Here is a 17,095-nt window from a genome sequence, read left to right as displayed (position 1 = left end):
GTTTCTTACTGACGTAGCGCTTGATCAAATCCGTTTTCAGTAAGAAACGCGTAAGACAATCCTCCTGATGATGGCACTTCCATAACGCTCTCACTTACACACAATGCTAGGAGTGCAACCATGAGTTCTCATCAGTCGCTATTGCTGGACGGCCGTCTCACCGCTATAAAATTGGCGACAGCCGCATTTATCGGTGGTCTTGTTATTGCCTCTCCGTTGGCGTTCGCCGACGAAGAACATTCAGACGGAACCACTTGGGGATTGGGCGTAGGTGCAATGAGCGACCAGGATCCCTATGCCGGTATCGACAGGGAAACCACCCCATTTCCCTTGCTCCTGATCGAAAACCGGTACATTAGTGTCTTCGGACCGGAAATCGAATTTAAACTGCCGAGTCTTGTCATCAGCGACTCACAACAGCTCAATTTCGGTATCGTCGCCCAGTACGATGAGAGCGGCTACGAGCAAGGAGACGCCCCGATTCTCAACGGCATGAGTGAGCGCGAGGGCGGCTTCTGGGCGGGGGCAAAAGTGGAGTGGGAAAGCGAGCTGTTCGAGGTCAGCGCCGAATGGCTCACCGACGTCTCCGGCAACAGCGACGGGCAGCGCGTCGATCTTGGCCTGGAGAGAACGTGGGAATTCGGCGAACATATAATGCTAACCCCATACGTGGGGGCATCCTGGCAGGACGACAAGAACGTCGATTACTACTTCGGCGTTCGCGATAATGAGGTTCGCTTCGATCGCCCCGCCTATAAGGGAGAGTCGGCTACCAATATCGAGGCGGGGGGGCGCGGCGTGTACCAGTTTGACCAGCATCACTCTGTGCTGATAGGTGTTGAGGTCACGAGCCTGGCGGACGAAATCAAAGATAGCCCGCTGGTGGATCGCTCAACCCAAAATGCCGTGTTAGTTGGCTATCTCTACACCTTCTGATGAGCCGGATACTGCTGATCGAGGATCACGATCGCCTAGCCCAGCTAATGCACCAAGGGCTGGTGAACGCTGGCATCGCCGTGGATGTAGTTGACCGCATTGATGCAGCATGGGCTGCCGTTCAGCAGATATCCTACCAGGCACTGGTGCTCGATCGCGGCTTGCCGGATGGGGACGGGCTGCTACTGCTCAAGAAGCTGCGCAACGCGGGCCTTAGCGTGCCCTGCCTGGTGTTAACGGCGCGCGATGCACTGCATGACCGGGTAGAAGGCCTCGAAGCCGGCGCCGACGACTACCTGCCCAAACCGTTTGCCATGGATGAGATGGTGGCGCGTGTCCGTGCCTTGCTACGCCGCCCTGTGGAATTCCATTCAATCGACCCCATTCACGGCGACCTGAGACTGCATACGGAAAGCGGCGTTCTGTTTAGCGGGAACGAGAGTATTACCCTTGCCCCGGCGGAACTGCACATTATGCAGTTGCTGTTATACAAGCACGATGAGGTCGTACGCCGCAGCGCGCTGGAAGCGGCGGCCTGGGGCCTAAGCGAGGCGGTAACACCTAACGCCCTGGATGTCGCCCTGCACCGTTTACGCCGCAAGCTGCGGGCCATCGGCTCGCGCCAGCGGATCGCCAACGTCAGAGGAATGGGGTATGCGCTTCGTCAAGCGGATGACGCTAAATAGCCTGAGGCTGAAAGTGCTGCTGGCCTATGTGGCGGGCATGGTGCTGAGTATCACACTGCTGGTAATTGCTGCTGCAGTGGTGCTTAAGAGCGATCTACTGGCTCGTATGGATCTGGCCGACGCGGCCGAGGGGCTAGTAGACAATATCGAGTTCGACAGTCGCGGCCGACCCGTCGGCTTCGACTCGAGTCTGGAGGATCGCGCCTGGCTGTACGAGGGTCCGCAGCGCGAAGCGGCTTACCGGATTCTGGATGAAGCCGGAAACGTGGCCGTCTTTTCCAGCTCAGGTGAGGAGTTCTGGACGGCCGACGGCGATCTTGTTCGGCTGGCACGCGGCAACTTCACCTTCGAGCATGAGGGAAAGACCTTCTACGGCGCAACGCAGCCCCTCGAGCATGAGGGGCGAAGGTGGTATCTGCAATTCGCGGTCAGTGCGAGGTTCCTGGATGTCGTCTATACCGTGTCCTTTCCGCAGGTGGTCGCTGCCGTGGCAGTGTTCGGACTTGTGCTGTTCGTCGCTTTCGGGTTATGCGCCTATATTACCCTGCGCTACACCCTCAAGCCATTGCGAGACGTATCGGAGTCCGCGGCGGCCATCTCGCCGCGCTCCATCAACGCCCGGCTGAATACGGACGCGGTGCCCGCAGAGATTGCGCCACTAGTGGATAGCTTCAACCACACCCTGGAACGCCTTGAGCGGGGTTATCGCCTACAGCAGGAGTTTCTCGGCCATGCAGCACACGAGTTAAAAACGCCACTGGCGTTGATTCGTGCACAGATTGAATTGATCGCAGATGGTAACAATGATCGTGAGGCGCTATTGAGCGATGTCGAGTACATGACGCGCCAAGTGCAACAACTGCTACTGCTGGCCGAAGCGAGCGAGGCACACAGCTACCAGTTTAGCGTTGTTCGGATGCAGGACATCGCCCACGAGGCTTCTACCTACTTACAGCGCATGGCAGAGTCCGCCGACGTGCATTTAACGGTGCTTGCCCCGGATCAAGGGGTGACATGGAAGGCTGATCGCGGGGCATGCTTCACCCTGCTCAAGAATTTGCTGGAGAACGCCATCCAGCATGCCCCCGAGCAGACCCTTGTCAGCATGGAGATCCAGGAAAATATAATAACTGTGCGTGACCGTGGCCCAGGCGTCGAACCAGAGCAATTGGCCCTGCTGTTCTCACGCTTCTGGCGTGGGGCGCATCGGCGCGACCATGGAGCAGGCTTGGGGCTGGCCATCTGCCAAGAGATTGCCATGGCACACGGTTGGGAGCTTTCGGCCCACAACGCCCATCCCGGGTTGATCATGACCTTATGCAGAGAAAACGAGGCCAGTGCAAGCGATTCCCGCGAAAAAATTACCAGCGAACGCGTGTACCACCGTCAAGATAAACGCCCACCCAAGGCCATTTGAAAAGGCAGTGGCATGGGTGGTTCCCCGCCTCGGCGCCATGCCCCCCCCAAGAGTGGTTCCCCCGGACAACGTCTCCAGGCTGGTTATCAATGGTGCGAGTAATAAAGAAACCGCCCGCGCTCTGGATATCAGCCCCAGCAGCGTCGCTACCCATGTTGCGAGCATTTTCTGAAAACTAAACAGCACCACACGTGCTGCGGCCAAACTCAGGGCGTTCACAGCAGACCTGCTTTAGAGGGTGGGTCTTACACATTGCAAGGCGGTTTGGCGAAAACGTAATGTCAGTAAGAAACGAGAAAGAAAAGTAGGCCGATAGTGGAACCATCGGCTCGTCGAACATAGAAGCTCTTAACCAGAATACAAATTAGCGACGACGTTGACTGTATGTATTGAATACATGCTGACAAACAGCGGCCATTGTTCATCCAACAGAGTATCAGGCGCGATTGAATGGTCATCCTTACAAGCGACCCTATGAACGTACTAAGGAGGTGGTCATGCAAATTTTAAGACGCAAACCATTAAACCCGCCCAACCTGCCCAATACGTTGACCGAAGGCCATAGCCAAGCCGTATTAGTTCAGGGTGGCACCCGGGTGCTGATGTCGAGCCAGGTGGGCGTCGACACCGAGGGCCATTTAGCGGGCCCAGAGTTGCCCGAGCAGACCCAGGCAGCACTCGACAATATCGAACGGTTACTAACAAGTCTTGGGGGCGATCTCACGCGGGTGGTAATGCTACGAATCTACTTAGCCGAATCCGTGCGGTATGAACAGCAGGTAGTGATGGAGGCGTTGAAGCACCGATTCCCTATCGCACCGCCGGCCGCCACCTGGTTAATTGTGTACGGCCTTGCCGAACCGGAATGGTTAATCGCTATCGAGGCCGAGGCAGTGCTGCCGGGGTTTGCCTTAAACGGCTAAATGACCGTAACAGTCAAAATAATCAAGCTGCTCGTTAAACACTACACAGCCCGCCTGCCCAATCATTCTAAGTAAGGGGAGCACATTGGTGACTCTCTGTCAGAGGCAAGCAACTACAGAGAGGCTTTCATGATTCGTCGGCTTAGCGTTCTACTTTTCACACTTTTCTTACTGACCTCCTGCGCCGTGCCACCGGATTCTCCACGCTTTCAATCCTCAGGCAGCCTGCCTCCCTATGATCAGGAGAGTTTTGATCAATATGTGCGCGAAACTCGTGCATGGATTGCGAATAACCGCGCTTTCATCAGTGAAGACCGCGACCTTGAAATAGAGCTCAATACGCCGTTCGAATTCCGCCCGGATAAACCGGCGAAACGCGGTATCCTGTTAGTTCATGGACTGGGCGCAAGCCCGTGGTATTTCATTGATATCGCCACCGCCATGGCGAATGACGGCTGGCTGGTTCGCTCCATTCTTCTGCCTGGCCACGGCACACGCCCCGCCGACCTGATGCTAGCCGATAATGAGGATTGGGAAAAAATCATTGCCCATCACGCCGAACTGCTAGCAGCCGAGGTCGATGAGCTTTGGCTTGGCGGTTTCTCAACCGGCGGTAACCTGGTCACCTCTCATGCGTTCACAGACAACAATGTCGATGGCCTGCTGCTGTTTTCTCCTGGATTTTACCCCGGTAGCAGCTATTTATTTCTTGCTCCAGCCCTTGCCTATTTTTGGGACTGGCTCGACATTGATGACGAGGACAATATCGCCACTTACCAGTCGCTTCCTACGCACGGTGCCTCTCTCTATTATCGCTCGGTCAGTACCGTGCAAAAAAATCTCGACACCGCACACTTTGATAAACCCGTACTCATAACGATGAGCCAGCATGATAGCGTCCTTAACCCCAACGCGACGCTCACTGCCTTTCAAAACCGCTTTCCCAATCGTAAATCACGCTTCGTATGGTACGGGGACACACCACAAAACCTTGACGATCCGCGTGTCACCGCCTTTACCAGCCATTTACCCGACCGGCGAATCAGCACCTTCTCCCATATGAATGTGCTGTTTGCGCCCGAGAATACCTATTACGGTCAAGCGGGTAGCTACCTCATGCTGGAAAACGGCCAGGATGGTCTCGCGCCACCCGATGACCCAGAGACCCTCTGGTTCGGCGCATGGGGTCAGAGCGGCGCGGAAAAATATCACGCTCGCCTGACCTGGAATCCCTACTTTGACGACCTCCTCGATGATATTCGCGAGGTAACAGGAGACTGATCGACGTCCCCCCCGGCTGAGCTTTTCGGGGCTCATGGAGAATAGGTGCAATAAAATGGTTATATCTATACTTTCACTATCCAAGCGTTTTTTTGTAACGCTATGCATGAAAGAGAATACGTCATTCTCAAATGTTTGGTTCCCGGAATCCCCTGGAACACTAAGCCACTCACAGTGCTTTGCTTTACGCATTACAATAACTTTAACCGCTTTTTTAGCTTTACCCATGATGCTTTTTAATTCAGGATCAATTGAAAGCGTCATTGCCGTCTTCAGCGTTGAAGCTAGCACTACGGCCTTAATCTTTTCCAAAACAAAATCAAAAAGCACTACAGCTTGGCTACCAAGTGATATAGAGGATGAAATAGTAGAGTTCACCAACATAATAGGAGTGGCAGGCGTAGGGACTCTTTTAGTTATATTCTTGCTGACCTAAACTACTTCTTAATTGCTGTGCTAAAAATCAAACGGCGAAATAACCATCAATAACGACTCGACCGCAAAATCTGAGAAAAGCAGCCCCCGAATATACTTGCTGGAAGATACAGGTAGCAGCACCGTATCACTCGCAAGACGGAGGACGCCCAATCGGTAAGCCTCAGAAACTCCCCCCGACCGTCAATCAGTATTCGCCTGAAACCACGGTTTAGCATTCGATGAGTTTGACCTCGACCATTCGCTATAGAAACCTCCTCCGGTGGATAAGTAGCTGCTTAGCTTCAGCAATATTTACCGCGCTTTAGCTGCCTTGATGCACCTTGCTACAAAATAACCAATCTTTGACACACTGTGGGTACAACCATGGCTTACTTTTTCATTCCCAGCGAAAAGTTTTGATAGTCCGGCTCGGTAAGCAGAGATAATCACATATAGAGAGCAGCGAAGCATTAATAGTAGGTAGGGCCTTGGTAACAATCGATAGCCTTCGCAGATGCTGCCGTCTTCGATCCTTTGGAAGAGTTTAGAAAAGCTATGGAACTTAGAAACCTGTCCGATACATTTTTATTCTTCAAGGCTTGGTTATTTAACCCACTGATGGCTTTTCTCCTAGCAGAGGATGGCCGGAGAGAATGACCATGACCATCAAATTCTGGCTTTCTGGGTTAACCTGTTTCCTACTGACGGCCTGTGGCGCCCCTCCTGACAATAATATAAGTAACAATGAGCGTGCTGCCGTACCTATCTCAGTGGCACCAGCGGAACTGGCGACGTTAGGCGAGCAGTTGTCACTTCCGGGTACCCTAACCGCTGAGCGCCAGACACGCCTCTCCCCACGCGCAGACGGGCTCGTGGCTCACGTGCATGTTGACGCGGGTGATCATGTTGAGACCGGGCAGGTACTGCTGGAACTCGATCCGGCCCTTGTACAACAGGCGCTCATGCGTGCTCGTGCTCAGGAGGAAGAGGCAAACGCCTCGGTACGTGAGGCCGAGCGCTTGGTTAATGAGGCACAGCGGCTTGCTGAACGCCAGGCCATCCCCGCAACAGAGGTCGCATCGCGTGTCGCTAGGCTAAACCTAGCACGGGCATCGGCAGCCTCCGCTCAGGCAGCCACACGAGAGCAGGAAGAACTGGTTGAACGGCACAGTTTGCCAGCCCCTTTCCCAGGCGTCGTCGCCGAAAAACTCACCGAAGTTGGCGAATGGGTGCAACGGGGAACGCCGGTGTTATCGTTAGTTGCGATTGATCGTGTACGTCTGGATGTGCAAGTGCCCCAAGAGCGATTTGAGCAGTTGGATGATCAGACACAAGCGCAGGTATTTGCCGATACGCTGGGTGACACTCCATTGCCAGCGCAGATCATTGCACGGGTTCCCGTCACCGACCCCGAGGCGAGAACCTTTCTACTTCGCCTACTGGTAAACGATTCACAGGGTCGGTTACTTCCTGGCACCTCCGCCCGAGCAGAAATTTCTTTACCCCCGCAAGCAACCGATACGTTGGCCATCAGTCGCGATGCGTTGCTGCGCCAACCGGATGGCAGTCACAGCGTCTACATCGTTGATGACACAGACAATGAACGCATCGCCCGCCGGCGCCAGGTGCAAGTTCTGTATGAACAGGGCGATCTGGTCGTCGTCGCGGGTGACACCCTGCGCCCGGGCGATCAGGTCGTCACCCGAGGCAATGAGGCCCTGACCGATGGTCAGTCCGTAGAAGTGGTGGAGCGCTAACATATGGATTTCGGACGCGTTATTCACCACAGCACCCTGATTGCCGTCGCGGTTCTGATCCTTTGCTTACTGGGGATCACTGCTGCACTGCGTGTACCGGTTCAGATGATCCCCGACCTGGAAGTACGCACCATCAGCGTGGAGACAAGCTGGCCTGGGGCGTCTCCCCGTGACGTGGAGCAAGAGATCCTTATCGAGCAGGAACAATACCTACGTACCTTGCCCAATCTCCAACGAATGGTATCCACCGCCAGCATCGGCCAAGCCAGTATCGAGCTGGAGTTTCCCTTCGGCGTCGACATTAATGAAGCGCTGATACGCACCAACAACGCACTTAGCCAAGTATCCAGCTACCCTGAAAACGTCGATGCCCCCGCCCTGACAACAGTCTCTTCCTCGGACGAACCCTTCATGTATTTCCGCATCGGGCCACGTGCGGAAAGTGGGGAAAACCTCGATCTGGCGATGATGCGTAACTTTCTGGAGGATGAGGTGCGCCCCCGTCTGGAGCGTGTCAATGGTGTTTCGCTCGTGGAAATATGGGGTGCGGAAGCACGTCAGGTGCGCGTAGAAATCGATCCGTACCGTTTGGCCGAACGCGGGCTCGACATGACCGATGTTCGCAATGCACTGCAGACCCGTAACGTCGACAGTTCAGCGGGCGACCTGGACAGTGGAAAGCGCAGTGTGATGGCCCGCACGATCGGCCGCTTCCGCGAGCCCGCCGATATGGGCGAGTTGATTATTGCCGAGCGTCAGGGCGCCTTGATGCGGCTCTCCGAACTGGCCAATATCCGGCTCAGTCACCATGAAATGCGTACCCAGGCATTCTATAACGGCCTACCTTCACTGATCCTGGCGGTGCGCCGCGAAACGGGATCGAATGTCGTCCAGACCAAGTATGCCGTACTGCCGGCAGTCGAGGCGATCAGCGACGAGATTCTGGCGCCGCTGGGTCTTGAAATGACGCTGATCAACGAAGATGCGCGCTACGTTGAGGACTCGGTCGCCAACGTCTGGAATAACCTTTTGCTCGGGACATTGCTGGCAACACTGATAATGTTTGCCTTCCTGCGTTCAGCGCGCAGCACCTTTGTCGGGGTGATTGCCATACCGGTCTGTACGATCGCCGCTTTTATAGGCCTGTTACTCGCAGGCCGGACGCTGAACGTTATCTCATTGGCCGGCGTAGCGTTTGCCATCGGCATGACACTGGATAACACCATCGTCGTCCTCGAAAGCATCGACCAGGCACGGCGACGCGGCCTGAAACCCTTCGATGCCGCAGTGGCGGGCGTGCGCCGGGTCTGGACGGCGGTCATGGCGAGCACGCTTACGTCAGTCCTGGTATTTGCCCCCACGCTGTTCATTCAGGAGGAAGCCGGACAGCTCTATTCGGATATCGCGATTGCGATTTCCTCTTCTATTCTTGCGTCGATGGCCGTTGCGGTGACCGTGCTACCGGCGATGGCGGCACGACTGCTACCGGCAATCCAGCCAGGAGTTACCGTCGAGGACGGCGCCTTTGACCGCATCGGCCGTTGGATCACCCGCGCCTATCGCCGTCCGATACGGCGAATAGCGATTCTACTCGGCACGCTTGGCTTGTCGGCATGGGTCGTGGTGTGGCTAACCCCTCCGGCTGAGTACTTGCCGGAAGGCGAAGAGGCACGCATCTTCTCTACAATGATCGCACCGCCGGGCTACAACCTGACGGAGATGGAATCCATCGCGCAGGAGCTAATCCCGGAGCTGCAGCAGCGTCTTGATGACGAACCGGCACGCTTCCACCGTGGCGAAACGAATATGCCCGCACTACGCTTCTTCGCCATGTTCGTCGACGCCCAGGGCATTCGTGTTATTGTTAATGGGCGCCCTCGAGGCGCGCTTTACGGCCTGGCCGGGCATGCGCGCATTCGCCTCACGGGGCTCCATCATCTCCACCAACGATGGCGGTACGCGCAGTATCAACATGGACATTTCCGGCTCTGATCTTGCCGAGATCTATCAGGTTGCGAGCCTTGCCTATGCCCGCGCAGGAGCACTGTTCGACGACGCGCAGATTGGTTCAGAACCGAGCTCACTCAGCCTGGATCAGTTATTGCTGGAGATCCAGCCTCGGTGGGAGCGACTGGTGGAAGTCGGGCTCGATGCGGAACGCTTTGGCTATTCCGTGGCGGCGCTAAGCGATGGTGCGTTCGCCGACCAGATGATCCTCGATGACCGCCGGGTCGACATCTACCTGTTCAGCAGCGCGGGTAGCGAGCAGCGGGCGGATCGCCTGGGTGACCTGCCCATTGCCACACCGTCTGGCGACGTGCTGCCACTTTCCGCATTGGCCGATTTGAACGAGTCCGTCGATACGGACAGCATTCGGCGGTTGGACGGGCGCCGTACGGTGACGCTGAATATCGTGCCGCCGCGTTCGGTGGCGCTGGAAACGGGCGTCGAGCGCGTGGAAAACGAGTTGATTGAGGCCATGTGTGTCGCTGGCGAGATCCCTCACGGAGTATCGATAGATATCACCGGCGCCAGCGACCAGCTGCAAGCCACCCGCGAAGCGGTCTCGGGTAATTTCATGATCGCGGTCTTATTATGCTATCTGATGCTGGTAGCGATTTTCCGCCACTGGGGGCGGCCGTTATTCGTCATGGCCACAATCCCACTGGGACTCGCGGGCGGGATTCTTGGCTTGGCCATACTCAATGGCCTCGGCGCTCCGTTTGGCATCCACCAGCCTTTCGATATGATCACGCTACTCGGCTTCCTGGTATTGCTCGGCTCCGTCGTCAACAACCCGATACTGATCGTTCAGGAAACCTACAAGCGGCTGGAAGAAGGCGCGGAATCCATCGTCGCGGCCGTCGATGATGCGGTCAATATCCGTCTGCGCGCGATCCTGATGTCCAGCCTGACCACCATCTTCGGCATCGCCCCGCTGGTACTGATCCCCGGGGCAGGCACTGAACTCTACCGTGGCCTCGGCGCCATCGTGATGTTTGGCATCGCATTCTCCACGGTCATCACGCTGACCTTCCTGCCCAGTTTGATGGTAGCTGCCATGAGCGGACAACAGCGTCTTGCAAGGTGGGTATCATTGCGTAGGGATCAATCTTACTGAATCAAATGGAAGCCTGAAAATAAATGGGCGGGCCTAAAAAGACTAGGCCCGCCCGGCATTGTTTTCTAAATCAAAATCAATAGTTCGCTTAAAGGTTTATAACCAGCGTTTCAGATAATGAAAACTCCTTTCGCTTGTTGCGAACACATTGACTCGAGACAAACAATCTCTTTATCTTCAGCGAAACCTCTCTCAACGGATGCTGCACCTGATAAAAGCACTAAGGCAACAATTTAGACTGCATTTAAAATCTTCATAATTTACTCCTTACCCTTAAATAACCAGCCATCACTCGACCAACCCTGTGACATGTGATTAATTTAAAATCCACATGCCACGGAGCAGTTTCAATGACTTTAAGTTACTTCAAAAAACACTACCTACAACTGAGCTATTTAGCTCGATTTATGGGTTGTCAGAAAGCACCTGGGAGGCCGGAATGTCCTGGTTACCGCTATCTGTAGATGTCGATCCAGAATAAACAACCCTGTTATCTTCATCCGAGCCTCTTTCAGCAAGTGCTACGCCTGAAGAAAGCAGTAACGCAATGATTAAGGCCGCATTTAAAAGCTTCATGATTTACTCCTTACGTTTAACTATTCGATCAACCTACTGAGCTAAAAGCAACCTCATGGATCGCTTCCCCTCTAATTTCCTACATATGAGTTAATTAGCTCTTTTAGAGAAGAAGGCTTGGCTTGCTAGTCGCTTCATCAGCACATGAATGATAGATTCAAAATGAACGGATCAGAATGCCAAATACTCTTTCGTTCTTGCCTGATCCAGTCTTTCGGTATATTTCCGGGAATCTTTTAATACTGAGAAGAAGTGATGCCCGCATGAAACTCTCGTCAGACAGCTAGTACAGAATAAAGGCAACTGCCGACCAAAACCCTTACCGAAATCGAGGATATGAACATTCCGCCTCTCAATTGGCACTTAAGATCTCCAGCTATCGATGTCTTCTAGTGAGGGGGCATTTGGGGCTAAACTGTTATTTTCACGCTGCTCAGAGCAGCCAGCCCCAACGCCGCAGAGCCTATGATCAACACCTTTGCCGTATCCAACTACCGCAGCCTGAAAAAAATTGTTTCTCCCCTGTCGAGTCTCAATGTAGTGACGGGGCCCAACGGGTGCGGCAAGTCCAACCTATACAAAGCGCTGCGATTATTGGCAGAAACAGCCAAAGGCAATCTTATCTCATCGATTGCTCAAGAGGGCGGGCTTGATTACACCTTCTGGGCTGGCCCGGAAAAACTCACCAAAGACATGAGAGAGGGCTCCGCTGCCATTGAGGGCTCTGCTAAGAAAAACAGCCCCCGGCTTAGGCTGGGTTTTGTGGGTGAAGATTTCGGCTACGCCATTTCATTGGGGATGCCCGCACCTCAGGGCTTTGCGGGCTACCAAGACCCATCAATGTTCCAGTTCGACCCCGAAATAAAACGGGAATGCATTTGGGCAGGCGATGTTTGCCGACCCAGCAGTTGCCTGATCGACCGAGTCGGATCAGTGGTGAAAGTGCGTGTTGGCCGTAAATGGCAGGTTTACAACGCCCACCTTAATAGCCACGAAAGCATTTTAAACGAAATCAGTGACCCCATCGCCGTGCCTGAGGTTCATGCGGTTCGACAAACTATTCGTAGTTGGCGTTTCTATGATCAGTTCCGAACCGACCCGCAATCTATTATCCGCACACCACAGATAGGTACCCGCACCCCGGTGCTGGATCACAATGGCCACAGTCTAGTGGCCGCATTACGAACCATCCACGAGATTGGCGACAGAGAAGCGTTGTACGAGGCGATTGAAGATGCTTTTCCCGGCGCCACTATTAATTTTGAAGCCGACGCTGGGAATCGCTTTCTACTGCAGTTTCTACAAAAGGGGCTGTTGCGCCCCTTAAACCAGTCCGAACTCTCAGACGGCACGCTTCGCTACCTGTTGCTGGTGGCGGCGCTGCTTACACCCAGGCCGCCTTCCTTGCTAGTGTTGAATGAGCCAGAAACCAGTCTACATCCGGATTTGCTTCCCGCCTTGGGCCGCCTGATTATCCGTGCATCGCGGGAAACCCAGGTGTGGGTGGTCTCCCACGCGCCACGCTTAGTGGCGACACTGGAACAAGATCAGGCCTGTAACTCTATCGCGCTGGATAAAGAGTTTGGCGAGACGACCATCCTGGGCCAGGGGTGGCTGGACGCACCGCCCTGGCAGTGGTTGGATTAAGAAGCAAAGCGATCTGTCGCGCGTATCAACTGGTCGAGAATGCCGGGTTCGCTCCAGGCGTGCCCTGCACCTTCAATCAAATGGAATTGGGATTCTGGCCAAGCGTTATGCAGTGCCAGCGCATAACGAGCGGGGCATGGCATATCATAACGACCATGAACGATAACGCCGGGAATACCTTTTAGTTGATCGGCGTTAGCAAGCAACTGCCCTTCTTCCAGCCAGGCTTTGTGAGTAAAGAAGTGGTTCTCTAACCGCGCAAAGGCTAAGGCAAAATGCCCCTCTCTATAGGGAGCCGTTAAGGCAGGGTCTGGTAAAAGAGTGATGGTTTCCCCCTCCCATATCGTCCAGGCCTTCGCCGCTTCAAGCTGAACGATAGGGTCGTCCCCCATCAAACGACGATGGTAGGCGGCCACCATATCGTGTCGCTCTGCTTGAGGAATAGGCGCCTGAAACGCCGCCCACTTATCGGGGAACATTTCAGACACACCAAACTGATAGTACCAATCTATCTCTGCCTGAGTGACCGTATAGACGCCTCGCAAAATCAACTCACTGACACGTTCAGGATGCGCCTGGGCGTAGGCAAGGCCCAGGGTAGAACCCCAAGAGCCGCCAAAAACCATCCACTGGGTTACGCCAACATGCTCACGTAGCCTCTCGATGTCTTCGACTAAATGCCACGTAGTATTGGCTTCGATACTGGCATGGGGCTCTGAACGTCCACAGCCACGCTGGTCAAAGAGAAGAACGTCGTAGCACTCAGGGTTAAACAGACGTCGGTGATCAGGCGAAATCCCACCGCCGGGGCCACCATGCAGAAATACCGCAGGCTTACCGCCCGGTTTGCCCACACGCTCAAAATAGACCGTATGGCCATCCCCTACATTGATCATGCCTGTTTCATAGGGTTCGATCGGTGGGTATAGGGTTCTCAAGTTCGTCATTCAAGCCTCCCGCTTCAGTTCACCTTTCCAAATACCGTTTGACACTTTTACCTTCGCCGACGACTTTACTACAGGCGATTCTCAAATGACGTCGAAGAGTGGTCGGGAATGTTAGTATCCAGGGAAGGAAGTGAACCTGGAAGTGGTACAGCCAGCACTAGATCAATCAGGCAATAAATGAAAGGATCTCATCATGATTGAATCAATAGAAGAACTCGACGCCATCCGTAAGTCGTGTCATTCGATGGTCACTAAAAGCTCGGGCCTTTCTGCGGGTACCGCCATCATCCCAGTACCTGGGTTAGATATTGGCTCAGACGTCGCCATTTTGATGCGGTTAATTCCCAAAATTAATGAAAAATTTGGCTTAACGCCTGAGCAGATCGACAGCCTGGATACTGAATCCAAGCTATTTGTGATGACGGTCATTTCCAATACCGGCAGTAAGATGGCCGGTAAATACATCACCAGAAAGCTTATTGTGATGCTGCTAAATAAGATGGCAGGCAAAGTAGCAGCAAAAGGTGTTGCTAAGTTCGTGCCCTTCGTCGGCAGCGCCGTGGCAGGCAGCATTAGCTTTACCGCCATGAAGTACATGGGTAACAGCCATATCGACGATTGCTATGAAATCGCCTTGGCGGCTCTGGAAAATGAGAAGTTTGAAAAAGCCATCTTGATTGAGCCAGCGGCTAAACCGGAGTACGAAGTGCCTACTCAAGATATTCGCGGTAAAGCTGAATAACACTCTTTCTAATGTGGCTCCGCTGGTGGGCGGTGATATGCTCTAGTGGATTGCTTAATGATGACATCAGGAGAAATGAATGCCCGCTTATGTCGTACTGACTCGCGAACACACCCACGACGCCCAGGAAATGGAGCGCTACGGCGAGAAGGCAAAAGCCGCCCGTGAAGGCCACGACCCACAGCCACTGGCTTTTTATGGCGATTTTGAAGTACTGGAAGGTAGCGCAATGGAAGGAGCGGTCATTCTACGCTTCCCTGATATGGCCGCTGCACGCGCCTGGTATGAAAGCCCCGCCTACCAGGAAGCCCGCAAGCACCGCTTCCAGGGCGCCGACTACCGCGTTTTTATCGTTGATGGCCTCACAGAAGCCTAAATACCAAAAACGCCCCGCTTTGAATGTTCAAGTCGGGGCGTTTTGCCGTTGCTTTACCTTTGGGGTATAGACGGAATTACATCACCAGCGATAGCTCACTTTCGCGCTGATTTCGCGACCCGGATTATAGTAATCGGCGGTGCTTGAACCGACCACGTGCTGCTCGTCGAGCAAGTTGCTGACATTGACGGCTAGGTCGGCGTCCTGAGTGAGCTGGTAGCTGAAAGCTGCATCAAACAGCGTTGCCGCACTGCTCTTGGACGTATTAGCGACATCAAAGTAGTAGGAGCCAATGTAACGGGCGCCGAGGCCAATACTCATATCCTGGCTTGGCAAGGTATAGTAGCCCCACAGCGACGCCGTATGTTTGGGTGCTGCGGTGAACTCGTTACCCTCTCTGTCTGCGTTGCTGTCGCGTACCACTTCCGACTCCATATAGGAGTAACCACCGGCCACGCTAAAGCTATCGGTCAACTCAGCCTTCGCTTCCAGATCAAGACCCCGTACGCGGGACTCACCCACGGTTTCCCGCTCGATAACGCCATTGTCCTGGACAACCGAGATGGTGACGTCGTCCCTGGTTAGGTCATAGATGGCCGCCGAAAACAGCGCATTGGTACCAAAGGGGGAATATTTCGCACCAATTTCGTACTGCTCGCCCCGTTCAGGATCGATGCCAATCGTGGGCGGTGCGACCGACTCCACCATGCTGACATAGGTGGAAATTTCATCGGTGACCCGATAGGTCAGTGCACCACGAAGTGAGGTCTCAGAGAAGTCATCGGAATCGGTAACACCCGCCATGTTGGTGCTTGAGACATCCATCGAGTCGTTGCGCACACCCGCTGTCACAATGAATCGGTCATAGAAGGACAAATTCTGGGTCAGGAAGACCGACTCAGTGGTGAAGTCCTGCTTGTTGCTGCTATAGACGTTGAGGCTACTGGGGGCACCGCTAAAGACAGGATTTGCGATATCAATGGAGGTCGCATCGCCGTAAAACGAACTGTCTTCGGTGGAAGCATCGCGGTACTCGACACCCACAAGCGTGCTGCTATCGACCTGATCAAAGCGGGCGTCGTATTGCAGGATAGCGTTGCCGATCAACTCCTGAGCTTCGTTGTCGGTACCAAAATAGTCGCGATCCACCACGCTGCCAACTCGCGCCGCAGAGTCAGTGATATAGACGTAGCCGAAATCGTCGGTCAGGTCGCTGTAACGCAGGTTACCGCGCAGCGTCAGGCCGTTGTTGAAATCATGGGTGAGCTGCCCGGTGAGGCTGGTACGCTCGACATCATGATAGTTGAAGCCAGGCTCGCCGAAGAAGTCGCTGCGGTCATACTCCCGGTCGAGCGGATAACCACCGCTGTTGGGGGTGTCGTCACGCTTCAAGTAATCGAAGATAACGCTTGCGGAAGTGTACTCCGTCGGCTCCCAGGCCAATCCCCCCATCAAGAAACCATTGTTGTCTTTGGAGTGATCGTATTCGCGGTCGCTGTCTCGGATAGTGCCGGTAAAGCGGTAGGCCACTGTCTCGTCAGCGTTCAGCGTGTCACCCACATCAACACCGGCCTCTTTGGCGTCGAATGAACCGTAGGAGAGATAGCCTTCCCCAAAACGCTCAAACCGTGGCCGCTTGCTCACGAAGTTGACCGAGCCACCTGGATCCGCCGGGCCAAACAGAGTCGAGTTGGCCCCCCGCAATACCTCGACACGCTCGAAAGCGTAGGGCTCCTCACGTACTCCGCGCATTGAGCCAAGCGTCAGCCCATCACGGTAGGTGGTGGCCTCGAATCCGCGGATCTTGAAATAGTCGTTACGGTCATCAGTGCCGTAATAATCGGTGAGGACGCCGGGGGTATATTGCAGCACTTCCTCGGTGGTAGAGGCGTTGCGCTGCTCAATCTCTTTCTCAGTAATGACCGACACGGAGGCAGGTGTATCAAGAATACTGGTGGCGACCTTACCACCCACCCAAAGCTCCTGAGCTACTATCGAATTGGCATCATCATCAGCGTAGGCCTGGGCATTGACGATAATGGGGGCGAGGCGATATCCCTCGTTATCGTCACTGCCTTCGCCGGTTTCCTGAGCGTTCCCGAGTATGGGGATAGTCACCAGCGTCGTGCCGCACAGAATGGCGGTAGTGGTCTGCTGCCACCGTACCCGACTTGCGTTGCGCCGGACTGTGCTACTGCTATCAGTCATGTTGAAGATCCCTTGAAATGAATAAACCTGCCCTGCTCGCCTTGTGGTTCTCTTTTGAAAG

Annotated in this window: 16 protein-coding genes; 13 read left to right on the top strand and 3 right to left on the bottom strand. The window is 54.4% G+C overall.

Annotated features, from left to right (window positions below; all coding sequences use genetic code 11):
• The first annotated feature begins 120 nt into the window (after nucleotides 1-120).
• The 10 genes from JI62_RS13985 to JI62_RS23130 all read left to right on the top strand — a co-directional run bounded on the left by JI62_RS13985 (nucleotide 121) and on the right by JI62_RS23130 (nucleotide 10,538).
• Complete coding sequence (locus JI62_RS13985; protein ID WP_088700736.1) at nucleotides 121-936, top strand: MipA/OmpV family protein; 816 nt, start codon at nucleotides 121-123, stop codon at nucleotides 934-936.
• Nucleotides 936-1,622 carry a response regulator transcription factor gene (locus JI62_RS13980; RefSeq protein WP_088700735.1) on the top strand — a complete coding sequence of 229 codons (687 nt, stop codon included), beginning with the start codon at nucleotides 936-938 and terminating at the stop codon, nucleotides 1,620-1,622. The genes JI62_RS13985 and JI62_RS13980 overlap by 1 nt, the downstream gene beginning before the upstream one ends.
• Nucleotides 1,591-3,039, top strand: coding sequence for a sensor histidine kinase (locus JI62_RS13975; protein ID WP_088700734.1), 1,449 nt, complete (start codon nucleotides 1,591-1,593; stop codon nucleotides 3,037-3,039). Before JI62_RS13980 ends, JI62_RS13975 begins: the two co-directional genes overlap by 32 nt.
• Nucleotides 3,040-3,076: 37 nt before the next feature.
• Nucleotides 3,077-3,211: a LuxR C-terminal-related transcriptional regulator gene (locus JI62_RS23225; RefSeq protein WP_088701337.1), complete on the top strand. Its 135-nt coding sequence runs from the start codon at nucleotides 3,077-3,079 to the stop codon at nucleotides 3,209-3,211.
• A 325-nt stretch (nucleotides 3,212-3,536) separates the two neighbouring features.
• The gene (locus tag JI62_RS13965) at nucleotides 3,537-3,962 is read left to right on the top strand and encodes a Rid family hydrolase (RefSeq protein WP_088700733.1); all 426 of its coding nucleotides are present in this window, start codon (nucleotides 3,537-3,539) and stop codon (nucleotides 3,960-3,962) included.
• Between the two features lie 129 nt (nucleotides 3,963-4,091).
• Nucleotides 4,092-5,243, top strand: coding sequence for an alpha/beta hydrolase (locus JI62_RS13960; RefSeq protein WP_088700732.1), 1,152 nt, complete (start codon nucleotides 4,092-4,094; stop codon nucleotides 5,241-5,243).
• Nucleotides 5,244-5,298: 55 nt separating this feature from the next.
• The gene (locus tag JI62_RS22485; protein WP_141101328.1) at nucleotides 5,299-5,679 is read left to right on the top strand and encodes a hypothetical protein; all 381 of its coding nucleotides are present in this window, start codon (nucleotides 5,299-5,301) and stop codon (nucleotides 5,677-5,679) included.
• 640 nt (nucleotides 5,680-6,319) lie between these two features.
• Entirely contained in the window at nucleotides 6,320-7,417 is a 1,098-nt protein-coding gene (locus JI62_RS13955; RefSeq protein ID WP_240513250.1) for an efflux RND transporter periplasmic adaptor subunit, read from the top strand.
• A gap of 3 nt (nucleotides 7,418-7,420) precedes the next feature.
• Nucleotides 7,421-9,409, top strand: a complete 1,989-nt coding sequence (locus JI62_RS23135) for an efflux RND transporter permease subunit (RefSeq protein ID WP_346425904.1) — start codon at nucleotides 7,421-7,423, stop codon at nucleotides 9,407-9,409.
• Nucleotides 9,390-10,538, top strand: coding sequence for an efflux RND transporter permease subunit (locus JI62_RS23130; protein WP_346425903.1), 1,149 nt, complete (start codon nucleotides 9,390-9,392; stop codon nucleotides 10,536-10,538). The genes JI62_RS23135 and JI62_RS23130 overlap by 20 nt, the downstream gene beginning before the upstream one ends.
• A gap of 405 nt (nucleotides 10,539-10,943) precedes the next feature.
• On the opposite strand, the gene JI62_RS22650 is transcribed toward JI62_RS23130, so the two are convergent.
• Nucleotides 10,944-11,114 carry a hypothetical protein gene (locus JI62_RS22650; protein WP_170938555.1) on the bottom strand — a complete coding sequence of 57 codons (171 nt, stop codon included), beginning with the start codon at nucleotides 11,112-11,114 and terminating at the stop codon, nucleotides 10,944-10,946.
• Nucleotides 11,115-11,579: 465 nt separating this feature from the next.
• Between JI62_RS22650 and JI62_RS13945 the strand changes: the two genes are divergently transcribed.
• Nucleotides 11,580-12,761: an AAA family ATPase gene (locus tag JI62_RS13945; RefSeq protein ID WP_088700730.1), complete on the top strand. Its 1,182-nt coding sequence runs from the start codon at nucleotides 11,580-11,582 to the stop codon at nucleotides 12,759-12,761.
• On the opposite strand, the gene pip is transcribed toward JI62_RS13945, so the two are convergent.
• Nucleotides 12,758-13,708: a prolyl aminopeptidase gene (pip, locus tag JI62_RS13940; RefSeq protein ID WP_088700729.1), complete on the bottom strand. Its 951-nt coding sequence runs from the start codon at nucleotides 13,706-13,708 to the stop codon at nucleotides 12,758-12,760. The two genes, JI62_RS13945 and pip, sit on opposite strands and share 4 nt — an antisense overlap.
• Nucleotides 13,709-13,901: 193 nt before the next feature.
• On the opposite strand from pip, the gene JI62_RS13935 reads away from it, so the two are divergent.
• On the top strand, nucleotides 13,902-14,450 hold the full coding sequence (locus tag JI62_RS13935; RefSeq protein WP_088700728.1) for a hypothetical protein: 549 nt from the start codon (nucleotides 13,902-13,904) through the stop codon (nucleotides 14,448-14,450).
• 79 nt (nucleotides 14,451-14,529) lie between these two features.
• Nucleotides 14,530-14,826 (top strand): DUF1330 domain-containing protein, encoded by a 297-nt coding sequence (locus JI62_RS13930; protein ID WP_088700727.1) that lies wholly within the window; start codon nucleotides 14,530-14,532, stop codon nucleotides 14,824-14,826.
• Between the two features lie 81 nt (nucleotides 14,827-14,907).
• On the opposite strand, the gene JI62_RS13925 is transcribed toward JI62_RS13930, so the two are convergent.
• Nucleotides 14,908-17,034, bottom strand: coding sequence for a TonB-dependent siderophore receptor (locus JI62_RS13925; protein WP_088700726.1), 2,127 nt, complete (start codon nucleotides 17,032-17,034; stop codon nucleotides 14,908-14,910).
• Nucleotides 17,035-17,095: the final 61 nt, after the last annotated feature.

Origin of the sequence: Halomonas campaniensis, from assembly GCF_002211105.1 — a bacterium.
Taxonomy (GTDB): Bacteria; Pseudomonadota; Gammaproteobacteria; order Pseudomonadales; family Halomonadaceae; genus Vreelandella; species Vreelandella campaniensis_A.
This window is presented reverse-complemented; position numbering and strand designations above follow the sequence as displayed.

What these genes read in the sequence shown, in the direction of transcription:
- JI62_RS13985 (WP_088700736.1), top strand. Translation starts at nt 121, where the DNA reads ATGAGTTCTCATCAGTCGCTATTGCTGGACGGCCGTCTCACCGCTATA.
- JI62_RS13980 (WP_088700735.1), top strand. Translation starts at nt 936, where the DNA reads ATGAGCCGGATACTGCTGATCGAGGATCACGATCGCCTAGCCCAGCTA.
- JI62_RS13975 (WP_088700734.1), top strand. Translation starts at nt 1,591, where the DNA reads ATGCGCTTCGTCAAGCGGATGACGCTAAATAGCCTGAGGCTGAAAGTG.
- JI62_RS23225 (WP_088701337.1), top strand. Translation starts at nt 3,077, where the DNA reads ATGCCCCCCCCAAGAGTGGTTCCCCCGGACAACGTCTCCAGGCTGGTT.
- JI62_RS13965 (WP_088700733.1), top strand. Translation starts at nt 3,537, where the DNA reads ATGCAAATTTTAAGACGCAAACCATTAAACCCGCCCAACCTGCCCAAT.
- JI62_RS13960 (WP_088700732.1), top strand. Translation starts at nt 4,092, where the DNA reads ATGATTCGTCGGCTTAGCGTTCTACTTTTCACACTTTTCTTACTGACC.
- JI62_RS22485 (WP_141101328.1), top strand. Translation starts at nt 5,299, where the DNA reads ATGGTTATATCTATACTTTCACTATCCAAGCGTTTTTTTGTAACGCTA.
- JI62_RS13955 (WP_240513250.1), top strand. Translation starts at nt 6,320, where the DNA reads ATGACCATCAAATTCTGGCTTTCTGGGTTAACCTGTTTCCTACTGACG.
- JI62_RS23135 (WP_346425904.1), top strand. Translation starts at nt 7,421, where the DNA reads ATGGATTTCGGACGCGTTATTCACCACAGCACCCTGATTGCCGTCGCG.
- JI62_RS23130 (WP_346425903.1), top strand. Translation starts at nt 9,390, where the DNA reads ATGGACATTTCCGGCTCTGATCTTGCCGAGATCTATCAGGTTGCGAGC.
- JI62_RS22650 (WP_170938555.1), bottom strand. Translation starts at nt 11,114, where the DNA reads ATGAAGCTTTTAAATGCGGCCTTAATCATTGCGTTACTGCTTTCTTCA.
- JI62_RS13945 (WP_088700730.1), top strand. Translation starts at nt 11,580, where the DNA reads ATGATCAACACCTTTGCCGTATCCAACTACCGCAGCCTGAAAAAAATT.
- pip (WP_088700729.1), bottom strand. Translation starts at nt 13,708, where the DNA reads ATGACGAACTTGAGAACCCTATACCCACCGATCGAACCCTATGAAACA.
- JI62_RS13935 (WP_088700728.1), top strand. Translation starts at nt 13,902, where the DNA reads ATGATTGAATCAATAGAAGAACTCGACGCCATCCGTAAGTCGTGTCAT.
- JI62_RS13930 (WP_088700727.1), top strand. Translation starts at nt 14,530, where the DNA reads ATGCCCGCTTATGTCGTACTGACTCGCGAACACACCCACGACGCCCAG.
- JI62_RS13925 (WP_088700726.1), bottom strand. Translation starts at nt 17,034, where the DNA reads ATGACTGATAGCAGTAGCACAGTCCGGCGCAACGCAAGTCGGGTACGG.